A 20755-nucleotide genomic window follows, 5' to 3' on the forward strand; every position below is an offset into this window, starting at 1 on the left:
TCAAAGCCGAGTCAGAATACCGTAACAGTTACGAAGTGTACTGGGACAGATTGGAGAATAGTCAACAATACAGTGAGGTAACAATCACAGAATCAACAAACCCGCCCGTTACCGACGAACGAGATAGCCAAAAACCTACAAGAACGCCCGGCTTCAACGCGCTGGCGCGAGCTTGCCCTTGTCGTCGGAAAAGACGATTTCGACCCGACGGTTCTGCGCCCTGCCCCGCTCGGACGCATTGGCGTCGATCGGATACTGGTCGCCATAGCCTTCGACCTGTATGCGTTTTTCGTCTACACCCAGGTCGATCAACATATCAGCCACGGCCTGGGCACGATCCCGCGATAGCGCGAGGTTATCCTCGGGCAGTCCGGTACTGTCGGTATACCCTTCGACCCGCACCACACGACGAGGATTGAGCTGCAGGAACTGGACGAGCTTGAGCACCGTGCGGCTGGCGGAGGTCTTGAGCTCGGCGCGACCAGTGTCGAACAGCACATCGCCCAACGTCATCACCAAGCCACGATCGCTTTGCTCGGAGGCCATGGCCGCAATCTGCGCTTCGACCCACTTACCCTGCTGTTGGACGCTGGCCAATTTGGCTTCGCGCAGACCCAGCTGCAAGCGCTGGCGCTCCAGGTCGAGCTTGGCCAGACGCTCTTGATTGAGGGCCAACTTGGCATGCTCGGCCGCGATCTCGCTGTAGCGCTTGCTCAAATAGGCGTAGTGACGCACGTCGGACCCGGTGCCGATGTAGCTCGAGAGACGCTCGGCACGCGCCAGGGATTCACCAGCCCGAATCACATCGCGCGGCGCGCTGCGCAGCACATCGGCATCATCCTTGACCTTTTGGAAGGCGACCGCCGCTTCATCGAGCGCCGACTCGCTGCGCTGGCTCGCGCAACCCTGCAACCCGACCAGCGCCATCAGCGCCAGTGCAGCCATTGATTGGCGACGCATCATGGCTGGACCTCCAGTTGCTTGCGAAGGCGCTTGACCCGCGCCTGCACGACCTGAAGCTGCTCTTCGCTCTTCTGGGTCAACACCCGAGCCTCGGCCAGGCGCGCATCCAGCTCGGCCTGCTCGGCGCGCATGCGCGCGTCACGGTAATCCTCGGTGGCCATGTTGGTCTTGGCTCTCGCCAGTTTGTCTTCGGCCAGTTTCAATTCCGCCACCTGCTCGGTGGCACCGACGGCCTTGGCCTGCTCCAGGGCCTGCTCGGACAGACGCATCTGCTCGTTGGGCGCAGGATCGTTGGCACAGCCAGCCAGGCCGAGCATGGCCAAGGCAAGGATCAGTGGTTGGGTTCTCATTGCATTCCTACTGTTTAGGGGCATCCAGAGGCGCCTGCATCTGCGCCTTCCAGCGCTCGACATTGCGCTGCAGCACAGCCTGGGACACCCCGGAGATCGGCAATTCTGTCAGTTTTTTTGCCAGTTGTCCGCGCAGCCAGGCGTCATTGCAGGCCGAGTTGTGCGACACAGCGAGGTACAGGCCTGGGCGGTCCACCGGCAAGCCGCGGGCGATCAAGTCATTGCCCATCCCCAGACTCTGGACCATGCCCATGCCCGAATAGCGCCCGGCCAGCACATAATCGACCTGGCCCAGTACCAGTTTCTGGAAGGCCTGAGTCAGGTTCTGCGCAGGGGCCAGCTTGAGCTGGGCCTTGGCGAAGGCTTCGAAAGCCGGAGTCAGGCGAGCCCGCTCGGAAATACTGCCTTGGTACTGGGCAAGGTCCGCCGGCCCGTCGAAGACCAACGTGGCGTCATGACGAGTCCAGACAAGGTACTCGTTGAGCTGCAACGGCGGATGGATGTAGTCCAGGGCGGTCAACTGTTCGACCTGCATGGGCGTATCGATCAACAGGTCCATACGCCCGCTGCGCACTTCCTCCAGCGCCTGGTCGCGCTTGCCGGCGTGCAGCACTTCGACCGACACCCCAAGCTCGGCGGCGACCTGACGCAGCAGGTCGACATTGGCACCGATCAGATGCCGAGGATCTTTCGGATCCTGCCAGGAATACGGCGGAGCATCCGGGCTGCCAGTCGCCACCAGGCGTTCGCACTTGCCTGCTGCCATTGTCCATGGCGCCGACAACGCCGCCATGCAGGCCAGCACCCTGCCCGCTTTGCGAAACTCCATGCCCTACTCCTTGCAGCCAGAAAAAAGCCCGGCCCTCGTTTCGGAGGGCCGGGCTTCTTTATAAGTGAAGCCGCCGGATCAGACCAGCTTTTCCAGCTCTGGAACCGCCTCGAACAGGTCGGCGACCAGGCCGTAGTCGGCGACCTGGAAGATCGGTGCTTCTTCGTCCTTGTTGATCGCAACGATCACCTTGGAGTCCTTCATGCCCGCCAGGTGCTGGATCGCGCCCGAGATACCGACGGCGATGTACAGCTGCGGCGCAACGATCTTGCCGGTCTGGCCGACCTGCATGTCGTTGGGCACGAAGCCTGCGTCGACCGCGGCACGCGAGGCACCGACAGCAGCGCCGAGCTTGTCGGCCAGGGCGTACAGATGCTTGAAGTTGTCACCGTTGCCCATGCCGCGACCGCCGGAAACGACGATCTTGGCAGCGGTCAGCTCAGGACGGTCGGACTTGGCCAGCTCTTCACCAACGAAAGCAGACTTGCCAGCGTCGTGCACGGCACCAACGGCCTCGACAGCAGCCGAACCACCCTCGGCGGCCACGGCGTCGAAGCCGGTGGTACGCACGGTGATGACCTTGACCGCAGCGCTGGACTGCACGGTAGCAATGGCGTTACCGGCATAGATCGGGCGCTTGAAGGTGTCGGCAGACTCGACCGAGATGATCTCGGAGATCTGGTCGACGTCCAGCAGCGCGGCGACGCGTGGCAGGATGTTCTTGCCATTGGTGGTGGCCGGAGCCAGCACGTGGCTGTAGCTCTTGCCCAACTCGGCGATCAGCGGCGCTACGTTTTCCGGCAGCGCGTGAGCGTAGGCGGCATTGTCAGCGACCAGTACCTTGGCAACGCCAGCGATCTTGGCGGCAGCTTCAGCGACACCACCGACGTTCTGGCCTGCGACCAGCACATGGATATCCCCACCGATCTTGGCGGCAGCGGCAACAGTGTTCAGGGTAGCCGGGGCAACGGCACCGTTTTCGTGTTCAGCGACAACCAGGATAGTCATTTAGATTACCTTCGCCTCGTTCTTCAGTTTCTCGACCAGTTCAGCCACCGACTTGACCTTGATACCCGCGCTGCGAGCAGCCGGGGCTTCGACTTTCAGGGTCTTGGTGGTGGAAGCGGTGGAGACGCCCAGCGCGTCTGGAGTGACAGTCTCCAGCGGCTTCTTCTTGGCTTTCATGATGTTCGGCAGCGACGCATAGCGTGGCTCGTTCAGACGCAGGTCGGTGGTGACGATCGCCGGCAGGTTCAGCGCGACGGTCTGCAGGCCGCCATCGATTTCACGGGTGACGTTGAGCTTGTCGCCAGCCACTTCGACCTTGGAGGCGAAGGTGCCTTGGGCGTAGCCGGTCAGCGCAGCCAGCATCTGGCCGGTCTGGTTGTTGTCACTGTCGATGGCTTGCTTGCCAAGGATGACCAACTGTGGCTGCTCTTTATCGACAATGGCCTTGAGCGCCTTGGCCACGGCCAGGGAGTTGAGCTCTTCGGCGGTCTCGACCAGGATGGCGCGATCGGCACCCAGCGCCAGGGCGGTACGCAGCTGCTCCTGAGCAGCGGTCGGACCGACGGCAACGGCGACGATCTCGGTCGCAACGCCCTTTTCCTTCAGGCGTACGGCTTCTTCCACGGCGATTTCGCAGAAGGGGTTCATGGACATCTTGACGTTTGCAAGGTCGACGCCGGAGTTGTCCGCCTTGACGCGAACCTTGACGTTGTAGTCGACCACTCGTTTGACAGCTACAAGAACCTTCATGGATTCCTCGTTACTCTCCGGTGAAAAGAATGTCGCCTGGGGCATGCCCGGCGATTGCGCGTGGGTACAAGGGCACCTCTAAAAACGTTCCTGGCTGCGGGGAATTTCCTGTGACCGAACAGTCCTGTTTCGACTTCGCCGGCAAAACCGACGGGTCATTTTCTGTCGTGGCGTGTAGACTCCACTACAAAACCGGATTCGGCCCGAAAACCCTGCTCCATGCCTGGTCTTTAGGGGTACACCTGCGCCCGGCGGTCAGCCTACGGCGAGCGTAAAACCGCTCGTATCTTGACCGTAACACCTAATCCGGTCAATACGGCAAATCGGCCAGCCTCCAGCCGCGTTCCAGTGATTTTACTGGGCTCCGGCAAATTCAAACAAACGTTTGTATTGGACCCGCCAAGTGGTGTAGATATAATGCGCGGCCAAGACAAAGCGGTGTAGTCCGTCATCCACGAAGCTACAGCTTACACAGTCGTGCATGGCCCTCCATCACCCAAAAAGACAAGACAAGCAACAGCGATGAGCCTTGAGTAGGAGAGAACCAGTGGAACGCGAATACATGGAATTCGACGTGGTCATCGTCGGCGCAGGCCCGGCGGGCCTGTCCGCCGCCTGCCGCCTGAAGCAGAAGGCCGCCGAAGCCGGTAACGAGATCAGCGTCTGCGTGGTCGAGAAAGGCTCGGAAGTCGGTGCCCACATCCTCTCCGGCGCGGTGTTCGAGCCACGTGCTCTGAACGAACTGTTCCCCGACTGGAAAGAACTCGGTGCTCCGCTGAACACCGAAGTCAAGCGCGACGACATCTATGTACTCAAGGATGCGAGCAGCTCGACCAAGGTCCCTGACCTGTTCGTGCCAAAGACCATGCATAACCAGGGTAACTACATTATCTCCCTGGGCAATCTGTGCCGCTGGCTGGCCCAACAAGCCGAGAACCTGGGCGTGGAAATTTACCCAGGCTTCGCCGCCCAGGAAGCGCTGTTCGATGAGAACGGCGTGGTCCGCGGGATCATCACGGGCGACCTGGGGGTCGACCGCGAAGGCAACCCTAAAGACGGCCTGTACACGCCAGGCATGGAACTGCGCGCCAAGTACACGTTGTTCGCCGAAGGCTGCCGTGGTCATATCGGCAAACAGTTGATCAAGCGCTTCAACCTCGACAGCGAGTCCGACGTCCAGCACTACGGCATTGGCCTCAAGGAAATCTGGGAAATCGATCCGGCCAAGCACGAGCAAGGCCTGGTGGTGCACACCGCCGGCTGGCCGCTGGACGTAGTGAGCGCCGAGAACACCGGCGGCTCCTTCCTTTATCATCTGGAGAACAATCAGGTGGTGGTCGGCCTGATCGTCGACCTCTCCTATGCCAACCCCTACCTGTCGCCATTCGATGAGTTCCAGCGGCTGAAGCACCACCCGGTGATGAGCCAGTACCTCGAAGGCGGCAAGCGCATCAGCTACGGTGCCCGCGCCATCTGCAAGGGCGGCCTGAACTCGCTGCCGAAGATGGTCTTCAACGGCGGCGCACTGATCGGTTGCGACCTGGGCACCCTGAACTTCTCCAAGATCAAAGGCAGCCACACCGCCATGAAGTCCGGCATGCTCGCCGCCGACGCCGTGGCCGAAGCTCTGTTCGCCGGTCGCGAAGGTGGCGACACCCTCGACAACTACGTCAGCGCCTTCAAAGCCAGCTGGCTGTATGAGGAGCTGTTCGCCAGCCGCAACTTCGGCCCTGCGCTGCACAAGTTCGGCCCCTTGCTCGGTGGTGCGTTCAACTACATCGACCAGAACTGGTTCGGCGGCAAGCTGCCGTTCACCCTGCACGACACCAAGCCGGACTACGCCTGCCTCAAGCTGGCAGCCGATTCGCAGAAGATCGACTACCCCAAACCCGACGGCAAGCTCAGCTTCGACAAGCTGAGTTCGGTGTTCCTCTCCAGCACCAACCATGAAGAGGAACAGCCCTGCCACCTGAAACTGGCCGATGCCAGCGTACCGATCGCCAGCAACCTGCCGCTGTATGACGAACCTGCCCAGCGCTACTGCCCGGCCGGCGTGTACGAAGTGGTTACCCAGGAAGACGGCAGCAAGCGCTTCCAGATCAACGCGCAGAACTGTGTGCATTGCAAGACCTGCGACATCAAGGACCCGGCCCAGAACATCACCTGGGTCACTCCAGAAGGCGCAGGCGGGCCGAATTACCCGAACATGTAACATCGCCCCGCATGAAAAAAGCCCCCAAGGCCAGGCCTTGGGGGCTTTTTCGTTTGGGTTGCAGGCCATCACATCGCCGGGGTTTGCGTCCTGTATCGGATCTGCGTACTGCTCGTATCCAGCCCAAGTTGGGCCAGCCGTTCGCGCACATGTGCCAGACATGTGCCGCCATCGGGCAGGTAATGCCCGGACGCGTCGTTGATCATCCCCAAAAGATCCTGCACAGCCATGTGGGTCGCAACACGAGTGATGGTGAGCTCTCCGGCGCACACCACTGGATTGCCGGAGCCGAGTTGGCTATGACGGATATAGCTGCTGCGGGACGCGGTCTTGTCCCAACGCCGGATGATGATGCTTCCCTGTGGGGTGTAGACCCACGTGTAAGAATCGATTGCGGTATTGGGCTCAAGATAGACCGGTTTCTTGTCTTTGAGATCGTAGGCCAGAAGCCTGCCCTGATACTCGCCAATCAACTGGCACACCCCCGTGAGCGTTTCCGGTTCATACGAACGCCAGTTCAGCCAATCGGACAGCAGTGGCCCCCAATTGACCGGATAGGTGTACCCGGCAAAGTCCAACGGCGTCTGACCGCCCTCCTCACGCCAGTCCAGCCAATTGATCGTACCCGTCCAGTTTGCGCCTGACGTTGGCAACAGCCATGGACTGTCGGACCCGAGCACACGGTTGCTCATGTGGTCATTGACCACCAGATCCAGCGCGTTCATACGCCATGCTGGACCGTAGCCGTCGCCGCTTACCTGATACAGCTCCACGCTGACGAGTTCGTCGGCAAAGATGGCGCGCCCTTGGAACATACTGGCCAGATCCACCTCGGCAGCCAGCGCCGAGCCTCGTTCGAAATTCCTGGCCAGAAGCTGCTGATGACGGCTGCCATTGATCGAGAAGTAGACGCTGTCCGAAGTCCCGGCGCTGTAGTCGTCGCAGACCTGCACATGCAGGACCAGCTTCTCGACCTGCATGCCCGACGCCTTGTTACGCGGTCGTTTCACCTGCCAACGCACAGATGGCAACCCCGGGTCCTGAGGCTGAAGCCAGACCTCGCCATGCGCCGGGTCTGCGCACAGCGCCTGCGCCTGAGGGCCAAACGCAAGCACCCCTTCGGGAGAAAGATGCCATTTTTCAAGCCCTTGGGCGGGCGGCAGACAACGTACTCCCAGGCCAAGGACTTGACCGGTGGCGACGCTGCTCAGTTTTCCGTCCTTGAACATCCATTGCATGGCCAGGGTCTCCGGCCCCGAATCAATGCGCACGCCCTTTTCATCGGCCATCAGCAAAGCATGGTCATGGCCCAGGCAAAAAGGGATACCCACTGGCAATCCCTCGATTTCGGACTCGCGGCCGTCCTTGCCATCCAGCGAATCAAGTTCCAGGTGCGAGATTTCCACCTCATGGCCATTGGCATCGATCAGACGCAGTGCAACGCCACTGGCCGCCTCCTGGATATCAGCGATATGCCGGAACCCTTGCAGAGGTCGGCCCCCCGTGAGCCGCTGGCCATCCCCATAGACCACCAGCCAGGCCTGCTCATGGTGTACCCGGTCATCAAAGACGCAGGCTTTGCTGTTTCCCCAGCGTATGACGGGCGTACTCATCACAGGGGCATGACCGGGATCAGCCTCTGGCGTGTCGCGCGCCACACCGGAGAACAACATGTCCTGGGGGATTTCCGGCAGTTGCTCGCGCGTCTGCCACTTCACGTTAAAGCCATACATCGGCAGCCTCCAAATCCGGTAGATGCGGGTGCTTGAATCAAGCACCGAGCAATCTACGCAGAGGCTCCACCACCGACAGTCAGTGCCGTTCCCCTTACCTTGCGTGAACCCAAGCTCGCGCACCGTAGGACACGCACTGCACCTTCAGAGGGGCGAGGTAGCCGAGCACGACGTCGCGCACGCTACTCCACGACCGCGGAAGTAGGCCGCCGTCATGAAACCGACAAGCCCCATGATCAGGCAGAACCCGACGCACACCCAGGGGCTCCATGGCATCAATGCAATCAACGCCAGCGGCGTGGTGCTGGCCCATAAGGCATAGGCGATGTTGTAGGTGAAGGAAATACCCGACACTCGGATCTGCGCCGGGAACAACCCGACCATCACTGATGGCACCACCCCTACCACACCGCAGGACAACCCTGCCAAGGCATAGGCCAGCCACGTCCAGCCAAACTGCCCCACCAGACTTGCGTACAACGCTCCGATGCCCACAGGCAACAGCAGGCTGTAGATCATCAAGGCGCGCCAGGCACCGATGCGGTCGACCAGCAAGCCGGCCAGCACGCAACCCATGTTGAGAAAGACAATTCCCACGCTGCTCAGGGCGAAGGTGTGGCCCGCTGCGATGCCGAAGCGCTGCTGCATCACGGTAGGGGTGATCACCACCAGCACCACCACTGCCGACGTCAGCACGCAAGTCAGCAAGGCCGCCGGAATCAGTGCATGACGATGCGTGCCCAGCACGCTACGCAGCGGGAAGGCCACTGGCTGTTCCTGGCGTTCGCGCAGGGCCAGGAACACCGGCGTTTCACTCAACCAGCGGCGCAACCAGACGCCGACGACACCAAACACACCGCCCAACAGGAAGGGATAACGCCAGGCGTAGTCGAGAATCTCCTGCGGACTGTAAAGCTTCGCCAACAAGGTCGCGGTCAAGGCGCCCAGCAGGTAGCCGAAGGTCAGTCCGGCCTGCAGAAAGCCCAGGGCATAGCCGCGCCGGCCCACAGGGGCATGTTCGGCAACGAAGGTCCAGGCGCTCGGCACCTCGCCACCCACCGCAGCGCCTTGGAGGATACGCAACGCCAGCAGGATCAGCGGCGCGGCATAGCCGATATCGGCATAGGTCGGCATCAGGCCGATCAGCAAGCACGGCAGGGCCATCATCAGGATGCTCAGGCTGAACACCCGCTTGCGCCCCAGGTGGTCGGCGAAGTGCGCCATCAGGATGCCGCCCAGGGGCCTGGCCAGGTACCCGGTGACGAAAATTCCGAAACTCTGCAGCAGCCGCAACCACTCAGGCATTTCAGGCGGGAAAAACAGCTGGCTGAGGGTCAGGGCGAAGAACACGAAGATAATGAAATCGTAGATTTCCAACGCGCCGCCCAACGCCGCCAGGCCCAGGGTCCGGTGATCGCCGCGGCTGAACCGGGGTGCACGGGCGGTATCGATGACAGTCATGGCATGGTTCCGCAAATCGGCAAAGGGCAAGAGGATAGCAAATGCCACCCCCTTGCCCCACCTGACTCAGCTCGAGCGGCTGAACACTGTGTGGCCGAAGTTTCGGTGCCGGATCGGATTGCCCTTGCCCGCCAGGCTCGCCGGCAGCGGCAACTGCCCTACCACCAAAGGCAGGTCGATGATCGCCATGAACGATTGCAGCGCCTCGTCATCCGGTACGCGCGGCAGGCTGATGTTCACCGCCTGGCGCTGGGCCTGAGGCACTGCGGGCACCTTCAGGTGCTGAGAATGGTAGAGCAAGGCATGCTGGATCTGGGTGCTGACCCGGCAAAAGCGCGCCAGGTCGACGCCGGCGTGGCTGGCCAGCTCGATGTTGCCGATCAATAGATTGAATGGCTGCAGCGCGCTCTGCACCAAACGCTGGAGGTCTTCGAAACTTTCCACCGGGGCGATGCGGTAGTAGCCCAGGCCATTGAGCATTTTTTCCAGCTGCAAACGTTGGCACGGATGCTCGTCGGCAATGAGGATGCGCATGGTCTTGTTTGCCATTGTCTGCACCTGGGCAACGAGGCGTTGAGGGAATATGCCCTGCCCCTACTGCGCCAGTACAGGCAACCACCACGACGGGGGCCCGGCCGGGGTCTTTCCTTGATAGTTGTCGGGAAAGCAGGAGAAATCAAGTCGCCAGCATGGGGAATTTTCATTTCCCATCAAGGGTGTAACACGGCTGATACGGGTGTTTCAGGGATGTGTCGGCAACGTCAGGATTCCCACTCGCGCATGCGTACGCGGCAGTGTTTCATGGCATTGACAATATGCTTTTCCACCAGGCTGCGAGAAATCCCCAGGCGCTCGGCGATCTGCGGGTGAGACAGCCCTTCGAGTTTGCGCAGCAGGAAGCTGTCCCGGCAGGGTTTGCTCAGCTCATCAAGGGCGCGCTGCATCAATTCCAGGCGCTGGTCCATCTGCATGCTGTGGGACAACCCAGGCCCGTGCCAGCGCTCGTCGGTGTCCAGCACTTCCAGCGGCTCGGCTTGGCGCACCTGATGACGTCGGTGGCGATCGACCACCAGGTTCAGCGCAGTGCGGTACAAAAAAGCGCGCGGGTGTTCGATGCGCTGAGCGTCAGTGCGCTCCAGCACTCTCAGGTAGGCATCGTGGGCGACGTCCTCCGCCGCCTGACGGTTGCCCAGGCGCGCGGAAAGGAAACTCACCAGCTCACGATAGTAATGTTCCACGACGGTACCTGGCATTTCCTTGCTCGACACTTGCAATCGGAACACGGGACGAAGTGATATCAGCGCGACATATTACAAATTATAATTATTCTCAGCAACAACCCACCCCCACTTCTCGAATCGACTAAATCTCCCCGTTGTGGCTTCGTCTACCTGAGACCGCCCTGCGTGCCACGATTGGCCGCGTGTGACTTTCACCCCTGGCCGGAAGCCCGCATGAGACGCTTAATCCACACCCGCCGTCGGATCCTGCTCGGTGGCCTGGGCCTGCTTGGCCTGGGCGCCATCCTGGCCTGGAAGACCCTGCCCTTCGGCACCCTGCCGGTTAGCACCGTCCAGGTCGTGCGAGGCGATATCGAAAGCAGCGTCACGGCCTTGGGCACCTTACAGCCCAGGCGTTATGTCGATGTGGGCGCCCAGGCCTCCGGGCAGATCCGCACGTTGCACGTGGAGGTGGGCGATGTGGTGCGCCAGGGTCAGTTGCTGGTCGAGATCGACCCGTCCACCCAGCAAGCCAAGCTCGATGCCGGTCGCTACTCCATCGAAAACCTCAAGGCCCAACTGGCCGAGCAACGCGCCCAGTACCAGCTGGCGACGCAACAGTACCAACGCCAACGTGATCTAGCCGCCGCAGGCGCCACCCGCGAGGAAGACCTGCAAACAGCCCAAGCCCAACTCAAAGTGACCCAGGCGCGCATCGACATGTACCAGGCGCAGATCCGCCAGGCTCAAGCCAGCCTGCGCAGCGACGAGGCCGAGTTGGGTTACACGCGCATCTATGCCCCCATGAGCGGCACCGTGGTCGCTGTGGATGCCCGGGAGGGCCAGACCCTCAACGCCCAGCAACAGACGCCGTTGATCCTGCGTATCGCCAAACTCTCGCCGATGACCGTCTGGGCCCAGGTATCGGAGGCCGACATCGGCAAGGTCCAGCCCGGCATGAGCGCCTACTTCACCACCCTGGCCGGCGGCAAGCGCCGCTGGAGCAGCCGCGTGCGGCAGATCCTGCCGATCCCGCCCAAGCCGTTGGACCAGGCCAGCCAGGGCGGCGGCAGCCCGGCCAGCGCCAGCGCCGGCACCACCGGCAACAAGGTGGTGCAGTACACCGTGCTGCTGGATGTCGACAACCCCGATGGCGCCCTGATGGCCGAAATGACCACCCAGGTGTTCTTCGTTGCCGGCCAGGCCAAGCAGGTGCTCACAGCCCCCCTGGCCGCTCTGGAGGACGCCGATGACGACGGCCTGTACTTGGCCCAAGTGCTCAATCGCGAGGGCAAGATCGAGCAGCGCCAAGTGCGAACGGGCCTGAGCGATCGTCTGCGCGTGCAGATCCTCGAAGGCCTGAGCGAAGGCGAACAACTGGTTATCGGCGCCCCGGCCGCCAGCGGAGGTTGAATGCCTGTCCCTCTGATCGAACTCACCGACATCCGCAAGGCCTATGGCGGCATCGACACACCGAAAGTCGAGGTGTTGCGCGGCATCAGCCTGACCATCCACCCCGGCGAGTTCGTCGCCATCGTCGGTGCCTCGGGCTCAGGCAAGTCGACGCTGATGAACATTCTCGGCTGCCTTGATCGCCCCAGCGCCGGCAGTTATCGCTTCGCCGGCAAGGACGTCGCCGACCTGGACAGCGATGAGCTGGCGTGGCTGCGTCGCGAGGCCTTTGGCTTCGTGTTCCAGGGCTATCACCTGATCCCCTCGGGCTCCGCCCAGGAAAACGTCGAGATGCCGGCCATCTATGCCGGAACGCCCGCCGCCGAACGCCACGCCAGAGCTCGTGCGCTGCTCGAACGCCTGGGGCTGGCCAGCCGCACCACCAACCGCCCGCACCAACTCTCCGGCGGCCAGCAACAGCGGGTATCGATCGCCCGGGCACTGATGAACGGCGGACACATCATCCTCGCCGACGAGCCCACCGGCGCGCTGGACAGTCACAGCGGCGCCGAAGTCATGGCCCTGCTGGATGAGCTCGCCCACCAAGGCCACGTGATCATTTTGATCACCCACGACCGCGAAGTGGCGGCACGAGCTCATCGGGTCATCGAGATCCGTGATGGCCTGATGCTCAGCGACTCCGCCGACGAGCAACCTGCAACCGCTACGTACCCAGGCCTGCAAGCCGACGAGCTGCGCCAGCGTCTGGACCGCGGCGCCACCCTGCGCGGCGCCTGGAAAGGCGAGCTGCTCGAAGCCCTGCAGGCGGCCTGGCGGGTCATGTGGATCAACCGCTTCCGCACTGCCTTGACCTTGCTCGGCATCGTCATCGGCGTCGCCTCGGTGGTGGTGATGCTGGCCGTCGGCGAAGGCAGCAAGCGCCAGGTCATGGCACAAATGGCCGCGTTCGGCTCGAACATCCTCTACCTGTCCGGCAAAGCGGCGACACTGCGCGAACCTGCAGGCCTCATCACCCTCGATGATGTCGACGCGATCGCCGAACTGCCACAGGTCAAACGCGTCATGCCGGTCATCGGCGAAGAGCTGATGGTGCGCTACGGCAACAACAGCCAGCAGTTCTATGTCGGTGGCAACAACACCTGGTTCCCGGAAGTCTTCAACTGGCCAGTGGTCGAAGGGGCCTTTTTCAGTGAGTCTGACGAGGCCAGTGGTGCTGCCGTGGCGGTGATCGGGCAGAAAGTGAAGGAGAAGATGCTCGGCAACCGGCGCGACCCGCTGGGCCAGTACCTGTTGATCGGCAACGTGCCGTTCCAGGTCGTGGGCATTCTGGCCGGCAAGGGTGCAAGCTCGGGGGACCAGGACAGCGACGAGCGCATCGTGGTGCCCTACTCCGCCGCCGCCATCCGCTTGTTCGGGCGCTATGAGCCCGAGTACATCGCCATTGCCGCTCTCGACTCATCCCAGGTCCACGCCACCGAGGCGGCCATCGACCACCTGCTGCGCCAGCGCCACCAAGGCAAGCGCGATTTCGAACTGACCAACGATGCAGCCTTGATCCAAGCCGAAGCCCGCACCCAGAACAGCCTGTCGCTGATGCTCGGCGCGATTGCCGCCATCTCCTTGCTGGTTGGCGGCATCGGCGTGATGAACATCATGCTCATGACCGTGCGCGAGCGCACCCGTGAGATCGGCATCCGCATGGCCACTGGGGCCCGTCAGCGCGACATCCTGCGTCAATTCCTCAGCGAAGCGGTGATGCTGTCGATGGTCGGCGGGGTCACCGGCATCGTACTGGCCCTGTGCATCGGCGCAGGCCTGATGCTGGCCGACATCGCCGTGGCCTTCGCTCTACCCGCCATGCTCGGTGCATTCGCCTGCGCCGTCGTCACCGGCGTGGTGTTCGGCTTCATGCCAGCCCGCAAGGCCGCTCGCCTCGATCCGGTCAAAGCCCTCACCAGCGTATAACTCATGACATTGCCCAGCCGCATCAGCCTGTTGACCCTGAGCCTCGCCCTTGCCGCGTGCAGCACACCGCCCAGTCCAGAGGCCGATATCACCGCGCCGGCGACCTGGCAGGCGCAGCGCGAAGACGCCACCCGCCCCCTGCCCGATGCCATCTGGTGGAAGGCATTCGCCAGCCCCCAGCTGGACCAATTGATCGAGCGAGCCCTGCGCAACAGCCATGACCTCGCCGCCGCCACCGCACGGGTGCGCCAGGCCCAGGCCCGCGCAGTGATCGCCGGCGCACCTTTGTTGCCAGAGCTGCAGTTCGGCCTGGATGCCAGCCGCCAGCGCCTGTTGCGCGGCGACGGCAACGACCAACTCGATGCCAGCAGCAGCGAGCGTACCAGCACCTCCTTCGGCACCCGCCTGAGCGCCAGCTACGAGATCGATTTCTGGGGAGGCCTGCGCGCTGCACGCGACAGCGCCTTGCATGGCCTGGACGCCAGTCGCTTCGACCGCCAGACGGTCGAGCTGACGCTGACCTGCGCGGTGGCCGACAGTTACCTGCAAGGCTTGGCACTGGAGGAACAACTGCGTATTGCCCGTCTGAACCTGGACAATGCGCGTGACGTGCTGGCGCTCGTACAAGCGCGGGAACGCTCAGGTTCGGCCACACGCCTGGAGTTGGCCCAGCAGCGCAGCCTGGTGGCCGCCCAGGAACGCCAGGTGCCGCTGCTTGAGCAGCGATGGCAAGACAGCCGCGTCACCTTGGCCACTCTGCTGGGCGAGCCGGTCCAGCACCTGCCCGCCAACCGTGGCACGATCGGCGCCTTGCAATGGCCGCGCATCGGCAGCGGCGTCCCCAGCGATCTGCTCGGCCGCCGCCCCGATATCGCCGCTGCCGAGGCACGCCTGGCGGCAGCCAGCGCCAACGTTCAGGTCGCCCGGGCCGCGCTGTTGCCCAAGCTGACTCTGGGCGCCGACCTGGGCAGCGGCGCGCGCACCTTCGCCCAGATCCTGGACAGCCCCTATTACACCCTCACCAGCGGGCTGATCGCGCCGGTCTTCAACAACGGCCGTCTGCGTGCCGCCCGCGACCTGGCCACTGCCGAGCAGCAAGAACTGCTGGAAAACTACCGGACGAGCATTCTGGCGAGCTTTGCCGACGTGGAGAAGGCGCTCAATGCCATCCAGGGTGTGGACCACCAGCGCCAGTGGCAGGACGAGGAAGTGCGCCAGGCGCGCATCGCCTTCGATCTTGCCCAGCAACGCTATGCCGCCGGCGCAGAGACCCTGCTCAGCGTGCTGCAGACCCAGCGCACCCTATATGACGCGCAGGACCAGCAGGCGCAATTGCGCCTGGCCCGGCTACAGGGCAGCGTGGCGTTGTACAAGGCGTTGGGGGGTGGCTGGCAGGTGCCTTCGCGCTGAAGGGCATCGGGGCCGCAATGCGGCCCCTGGACATCGATCAGGACACGATGTTCTTCAGCGAAAGATGCCGCGCATACCAGGGCCGGCGAGGCACCCGCCGCACCAGATCGCCGATCGCATCATCCTCGCCAAAGGTGATGCGCAGCGCCAGTTTCATGATCTCGACATCCATCTCCACCGACTTGCCGGGACGCGTGCCAGGAACCGTGCTGCAACCATGGGTGTCCGGCCCCAGCCAGGGGTCATCGACCTCTACCCAGCGCCCTGGCGCGAACCAGTCCACACCGTTGACCTGCATACGCCGCACCTGGCCTGGGTGGTAGCGCTCCTGGGCGCGGTACCAGTCCTCGATCCGGTCGTCGATCCAACCATGGAAGCCCCAGAACACAGGGTTCACATGGGAAGAGAACGGGTCACCGAGAAAGTCGTTCTCCGGCCCGAACCAACGCAGGGCGAAGTCAGCCGGATCGCGGGCGAAAGGCACCGGCGCACCATTGAGCGGATCACGCGGCACCGAAGCCCAGCACATGTGCAGCCAGTCGTGCAGGGTCATCTCCATCTCCGATCCCAGAGCGCCCAGGCTCAGCTTCGCGAGGTACCGAGGGTCCTGGTACTGCGACTCCCAGACCTGGAAGTTACTGCAAAACGTCTCGCTGGCCTTGATCGCCGACACCCACTGCCCATAGGGCTCATCACCCGGCGCCTGCCAGCTCGGTGGCACACAGCAACCATCGTGATTCTCGTGATAGCGGGCAAAGCCTGCCCGGTCGAGCTCGACATTTGGCGCGGGCAATGGGAAGTGCGTCCAGGATGGTAAGTCCTGCAGCTGACGAGCGGTCTGCAGCATATGCCTGTGCATGAACAGAAAATCGATCCCCGAGCCATTGCGGTGCTTGCGCGGGCCGCGGGCATCGCGCTCACGCTCCCGTGGGCCTGGCTGCCAGCCCAGGCCACGCAGGGCGCCGCGCTGCTGTTCGGACAGGTCGTGCCATTTGTCCCGGGTGGCATGCCAAAGCTGGTGGAACAACCGATGCTCGGCACTGAGCACCCAGGCGTGCATCTGTGGCGTATAGCCGATGCGCTCGCGGGCTTCGGGGAAGCGCCGCTTGACCGCGACGAAGCGGCTGTCGGCCACCGGCAGCATGAGCGGTCGGTCCAACCGCTGCAGACGTCCGCTCAGGGTACCGGTGCCAGCATTGGCGAAATCGCCCCAGACCTCGTCGAGACTGGCAATGCATTCGTAGCTGGCCCCTCCCTGCTGGTTCAGCAAGCGCCAACGCACCTGCGCAGACGATGCCTCGACCAGATCGCCCAACACTCGATAGCGGGCCACCCCGTCACTACGCAAGCGCTCACCGGTATCGACAAAGCCGCGCAAGCCGCGCCCCTTGGTGGCAACGTCGAGAAACAGCTCGACACCGACCACGGGCAACCCTTCAAGGCCCGCTTCTGTGCCTTCGAAGCGCAGGTCCCAGATGCCACGCAGGTGATCGGCCAGTACTTGTCCTGCGTAGTCGGCCAACTCGACGCTGGCCTCCCCTGGCGTGACGATGTCGTCCTCAGGATCGTGGGTCAGCGCCTTGTGTGCGTGATAGGCAGCCGTACCGGTTGCCCCCGCCACTGCCAGGCCTGCGATGAATCCTCGTCGGGAAATGCCCATTGCGCCTCTATCCGTTCCAGCCACACTGCGGGTTCTGTCCAAGCTAGGACGTAACCTGGATCGGGAAATTTACTGCTGGCAGAAGCCCCCGAGCCTTGGCAGGTTCCGTTCGTTCAACCGGCGGACACCGCTGCCTGCACGGCCTGAGCAAAGCGGTCGGCCACGTCGTCGATTTGTTCGGCACTGATGATCAGCGGTGGCAGGAAGCGCACCACCGCACCGTGGCGCCCGCCGAGCTCCAGGATCAAGCCGCGCCTGAGGCATTCGCGCTGAATTTTCGGTGTCAGGGTGCCGTTGGCCGGAGCCCGGCCCAGCGCATCGACGGCGCCATCCGGGTCCACCAGTTCGACCCCAAGCATCAGCCCACGACCCCGAACATCTCCAAGCTGCGGATAATCCTGCTGCACATGCAGCAAGTGGCCGCGCAAGCGTTGGCCCATGGCCTCGGCGTGCTCGGCCAGGCGATGCTCGACCAAGTAGCCCATCACCGCGGAACCTGCCGCCATGGCCATTTGGTTACCGCGGAAGGTACCGGCATGGGCTCCAGGCTTCCAGGTGTCCAGCCAGTCGCGATAGACCACCACCGCCAGGGGCAGGCTGCCGCCGATGGCCTTGGACAGGGTGACCACGTCCGGCACGATGCCGGCGTGCTCGAAGGCGAACATGCGCCCGGTGCGGGCAAAGCCACTTTGAATCTCGTCGACGATCAACGCGACGCCGGCCTGCTCGGTGATACGGCGCAGGCCACGTAACCACTGGATATCCGCAGGGATCACTCCGCCTTCGCCCTGCACCACTTCGACGATCACCGCCGCCGGCAACGCGACACCGGCTTCCGGATCGCACAGCAGGTTCTCCAGGTAATGCAGGTTGGCACGCACGCCCGCCTCGCCACCCAGGCCGAAGGGGCATCGATAGTCATAGGGATACGGCAGGAACTGCACGCCATTGGCCAGCAGCGCACCCAGCGGCTGTTTCGGCCCCAGGCTGCCCATCAGGCTCAACGCCCCCTGGGACATGCCATGGTAAGCCCCCTGAAAGGCCAGCACCGTGCTGCGCCCCGTGGCGGTGCGTACCAGTTTCAGCGCCGCCTCTACCGCATCGGTGCCGGTCGGTCCACAGAACTGGACCTTTGCCTCCCGGCGCAAGGCTTCGGGCATGATGCCGAACAGGTCCTGGACGAAGCGGTCCTTGACCGGCGTGGTCAAGTCCAGGGTGTGCAGGGGCAGCTCTTCGGCCAGCACGCGCTGGATGGCCTCGATCACCACCGGGTGGTTGTGGCCCAGGGCCAGGGTGCCGGCACCTGCCAGACAATCGATGAACTGACGGCCTTCGACGTCCTCGACATGGATGCCACGGGCACGCTTGAGTGCCAAGGGAATACGCCGCGGGTAACTGCGGGCGTTGGACTCCTGTTGCTGCTGGCGCAACAGCAGGGGGGAATCCTCGAACTCGTACAGCGTCTGTGGCGCGCTGCTCGGCAGGACCTGGGCAAGGCTGGAAGCGATCGACATCGGAAAAATCCTCGCGAACAAGCGAATGAGCCCCGCCACGCCCCGGTAAGCGGATGGGTGTCGGGTGGTTATCGCTTGGAAAACGCTTCAGCGAGGCAAGGATTTAGCTGTCAGGCAGGTTTTTCCGCAGGCGCACTCTTCGTGGGTAAACCCGCTCCCGCAGGGCCCAGGTGGGCCGAATGGGAACGGGTTTAACCGTCATGAGGTTTGCGCCACATCGAGGATCAAGCCTCCTGGCGCGCCGGCACCTGCAGCCACACCCGCAGCCCATCGTTGTGGCTTTCGAAGCGCAGGCTGCCGGCGCAGCGCTGCACGATGGCCTGGACAATCGCCAGCCCCAACCCGCAGCCACCGCTCTGGTCATGACGCCAGAAGCGTTCGGTCAGGTGCTCGATGTCCTCTTCGGCGATCCCCGGCCCGTGGTCCCGAACCATGAAACCCACCTGCCCGTCGGCCATCTGCACCTCCAGTTCCACCGCGTTTTCGCCGCCGTGGCGCAGCGCGTTGTCCAGCAGGTTGCGCAATGCCGCCACCGCCAGCGGCGCGGGCATGCCCAGGTAGATCCGGCTGGCCTCCTCCGGCAGGCGTACCACGATGCGGCGGTTGTCGCCGCCGCCGGCGTCTTGCACCGCCTGGCGTGCCACCTGCTCGGCGCTGCACTGCACGCCGTCGTCGAACGACAGGCTGCCCTCAACCCGGGCCAGCATCAGCAGTTGTTCGAGAGTCCGGTGCATGCGGTCAGTGCCTTGCTCGGCATGCTCAAGGGCCTGCTCGCGGACCGCGCCGTCAGTCATGCGCGCGACCTGCAGGTGGGTCTTGATCGCCGTCAGCGGGCTACGCAGCTCATGGGCGGCATCGTCGGTCAGGCGCCGTTCGCGCTCGATGGTCTGGGCGATGCGCAAGAACAGTTGATTCTGGGTCTCGAGCAATGGCTGCAGCTCACTGGGCATGCCCGCTACCTGCAGCGGCTCGACGCTGTCGGCGCGGCGTCTGCGCAGCGCATCGCGCATGCGGTTGAGCGGCTCCAGCCCTTTGCCGACGCCGATCCACAACAACCCTAGGCTGCCAAGCAGGGCCATCAATACCGGCGCTGAGGCTGCCAGCAAGATCGAGCGATTGAGCGCCTCGCGTTCCTGGTGACGGTCGGCGGTGGTGATGCGCACATCGCCATGGTTGTAGGTGAAAGTGCGCCACAGCGCACCGTCGATGGTCTGGTCACGGAAGCCACTGCGCTGATCATCCATGGCACCGTCGTGCTTGTGGTTGCTGGCCAGGATCTCGCCGCGCAGGGAGCTGACCTGGCAGGCCATGCCATCCGGCACGCTGAGCTGGTCGGCGGAGAAATGCGCATCCTCGCCCTTGGCCGCCAGCGGCTGCGGCAGTTGTTCGATCAGCCCGGCGACCATACGCGCCGATGCGACCAGCCGTTGGTCGAGGGAAAACATCATCTGTTGGCGCAGGTCGCGCAGCATCCAGGCGGCGGCCAATGCCCAGATGATCACGAAGGCGCTGCCAAGGATCAGCGTCAGGCGCGCGCGCAGGCTCATGGTGCTGGCTCCTGCGGCGCCTGCGCCGGGCCTAGGCGATAACCCAGGCCGCGCACGGTCTCGACGATGCTGTTGCCGAGCTTGCGGCGCAGGTGATGGATATGGACGTTCAAGGCATTGCTTTCGACCTCGTCGCTGAAGCCATAGACGCAGTCCTTGAGCTGCTCGCTGGAGAGCACCCGTCCGGGATTTTGCAGCAAGGCCTGCAGCAGCGCCTGCTCGCGGCGGGACAGGTCCACCGCCCGGCCGGCCAGGGTGGCCTCGCAACTGCTGGGGTCGTAACGTAGGGGGCCATGCTCGATGACATTCACCGCACGACCCGCTACGCGCCGCAACAGAGTGTGCAGACGGGCCGCCAGTTCGCGCAGGTCGAAGGGTTTGAGCAGGTAGTCGTCGGCCCCGGCCTGCAGGCCATCGACCCGGTCGGTGACCGCATCGCGGGCGGTGAGCACCAGCACGGGCAGGGTCACGCCTTGTTGGCGCAGGCGGCGCAGCAGTTTGAGGCCATCTTCGTCGGGCAGGCCCAGATCGAGGATCATCACATCGAACTGCGCAGCCTGAAGCAAGGCCTGCGCGGCCGAAGCGGTGGCCACCCTGTCCACGGTCAAGCCTTGGGCGGCGAGGCCGGCGCAGATGCCGCTGGCGATCAGGTCGTCGTCCTCGCAAAGCAGTACGTGCATGAGGGGTCTCCGATGGGGAAGCTTGTATTGCACGCTTGGC

At 63.5% G+C, this 20755-nt stretch carries 17 protein-coding genes; 4 read left to right on the forward strand and 13 right to left on the reverse strand.

All coding sequences use genetic code 11. From position 1 onward, the window contains the following. Positions 1–153: 153 nt before the first annotated feature. The 5 genes from BLS27_RS17165 to BLS27_RS17185 all read right to left on the reverse strand — a co-directional run bounded on the left by BLS27_RS17165 (position 154) and on the right by BLS27_RS17185 (position 3900). Positions 154–963, reverse strand: coding sequence for an OmpA family protein (locus tag BLS27_RS17165; RefSeq protein ID WP_043211433.1), 810 nt, complete (start codon positions 961–963; stop codon positions 154–156). Further along, the gene (locus BLS27_RS17170; RefSeq protein ID WP_043211434.1) at positions 960–1313 is read right to left on the reverse strand and encodes a DUF4398 domain-containing protein; all 354 of its coding nucleotides are present in this window, start codon (positions 1311–1313) and stop codon (positions 960–962) included. Before BLS27_RS17170 ends, BLS27_RS17165 begins: the two co-directional genes overlap by 4 nt. Positions 1314–1320: 7 nt before the next feature. Next, a complete protein-coding gene (locus BLS27_RS17175) occupies positions 1321–2142 on the reverse strand; it encodes a substrate-binding periplasmic protein (RefSeq protein WP_043211436.1) in 822 nt (273 codons plus the stop codon). 78 nt (positions 2143–2220) lie between these two features. Beyond that, positions 2221–3150 carry an electron transfer flavoprotein subunit alpha/FixB family protein gene (locus BLS27_RS17180; protein ID WP_090345925.1) on the reverse strand — a complete coding sequence of 310 codons (930 nt, stop codon included), beginning with the start codon at positions 3148–3150 and terminating at the stop codon, positions 2221–2223. Continuing rightward, entirely contained in the window at positions 3151–3900 is a 750-nt protein-coding gene (locus BLS27_RS17185) for an electron transfer flavoprotein subunit beta/FixA family protein (RefSeq protein WP_043211439.1), read from the reverse strand. 547 nt (positions 3901–4447) lie between these two features. Here BLS27_RS17185 and BLS27_RS17190 point away from each other — a divergent pair. Next, positions 4448–6112, forward strand: a complete 1665-nt coding sequence (locus BLS27_RS17190) for an electron transfer flavoprotein-ubiquinone oxidoreductase (RefSeq protein WP_043211441.1) — start codon at positions 4448–4450, stop codon at positions 6110–6112. A gap of 68 nt (positions 6113–6180) precedes the next feature. Here BLS27_RS17190 and BLS27_RS17195 read toward each other — a convergent pair whose 3' ends face one another. The 4 genes from BLS27_RS17195 to BLS27_RS17210 form a co-directional block, all read right to left on the reverse strand. Further along, positions 6181–7845, reverse strand: coding sequence for a hypothetical protein (locus BLS27_RS17195; RefSeq protein WP_043211442.1), 1665 nt, complete (start codon positions 7843–7845; stop codon positions 6181–6183). Positions 7846–7989: 144 nt separating this feature from the next. Beyond that, positions 7990–9306 carry an MFS transporter gene (locus BLS27_RS17200; protein ID WP_052352466.1) on the reverse strand — a complete coding sequence of 439 codons (1317 nt, stop codon included), beginning with the start codon at positions 9304–9306 and terminating at the stop codon, positions 7990–7992. 66 nt (positions 9307–9372) lie between these two features. Further along, on the reverse strand, positions 9373–9855 hold the full coding sequence (locus tag BLS27_RS17205) for a response regulator (RefSeq protein WP_043211443.1): 483 nt from the start codon (positions 9853–9855) through the stop codon (positions 9373–9375). 212 nt (positions 9856–10067) lie between these two features. Continuing rightward, positions 10068–10544, reverse strand: a complete 477-nt coding sequence (locus BLS27_RS17210) for a sigma-70 family RNA polymerase sigma factor (protein ID WP_070574319.1) — start codon at positions 10542–10544, stop codon at positions 10068–10070. Between the two features lie 216 nt (positions 10545–10760). On the opposite strand from BLS27_RS17210, the gene BLS27_RS17215 reads away from it, so the two are divergent. The 3 genes from BLS27_RS17215 to BLS27_RS17225 are packed head-to-tail and all read left to right on the forward strand — an operon-like array spanning position 10761 to position 15314. Continuing rightward, positions 10761–11939: an efflux RND transporter periplasmic adaptor subunit gene (locus tag BLS27_RS17215; RefSeq protein WP_090345928.1), complete on the forward strand. Its 1179-nt coding sequence runs from the start codon at positions 10761–10763 to the stop codon at positions 11937–11939. Then, positions 11940–13904, forward strand: a complete 1965-nt coding sequence (locus tag BLS27_RS17220; RefSeq protein ID WP_090345931.1) for a MacB family efflux pump subunit — start codon at positions 11940–11942, stop codon at positions 13902–13904. A 3-nt stretch (positions 13905–13907) separates the two neighbouring features. Continuing rightward, entirely contained in the window at positions 13908–15314 is a 1407-nt protein-coding gene (locus tag BLS27_RS17225; protein ID WP_090345934.1) for an efflux transporter outer membrane subunit, read from the forward strand. Between the two features lie 37 nt (positions 15315–15351). Here BLS27_RS17225 and pvdP read toward each other — a convergent pair whose 3' ends face one another. The 4 genes from pvdP to BLS27_RS17245 all read right to left on the reverse strand — a co-directional run bounded on the left by pvdP (position 15352) and on the right by BLS27_RS17245 (position 20715). Then, positions 15352–16974: a pyoverdine maturation tyrosinase PvdP gene (pvdP, locus tag BLS27_RS17230; RefSeq protein WP_090345937.1), complete on the reverse strand. Its 1623-nt coding sequence runs from the start codon at positions 16972–16974 to the stop codon at positions 15352–15354. Positions 16975–17087: 113 nt separating this feature from the next. Beyond that, positions 17088–18488 (reverse strand): aspartate aminotransferase family protein, encoded by a 1401-nt coding sequence (locus tag BLS27_RS17235; RefSeq protein ID WP_090345940.1) that lies wholly within the window; start codon positions 18486–18488, stop codon positions 17088–17090. 224 nt (positions 18489–18712) lie between these two features. Continuing rightward, entirely contained in the window at positions 18713–20035 is a 1323-nt protein-coding gene (locus BLS27_RS17240) for an ATP-binding protein (protein WP_090345942.1), read from the reverse strand. Continuing rightward, entirely contained in the window at positions 20032–20715 is a 684-nt protein-coding gene (locus tag BLS27_RS17245; protein WP_070574229.1) for a response regulator, read from the reverse strand. The genes BLS27_RS17240 and BLS27_RS17245 overlap by 4 nt, the downstream gene beginning before the upstream one ends. Positions 20716–20755 lie beyond the last annotated feature (40 nt).

This window comes from Pseudomonas guariconensis, assembly GCF_900102675.1.
Taxonomy (GTDB): Bacteria; Pseudomonadota; Gammaproteobacteria; order Pseudomonadales; family Pseudomonadaceae; genus Aquipseudomonas; species Aquipseudomonas guariconensis.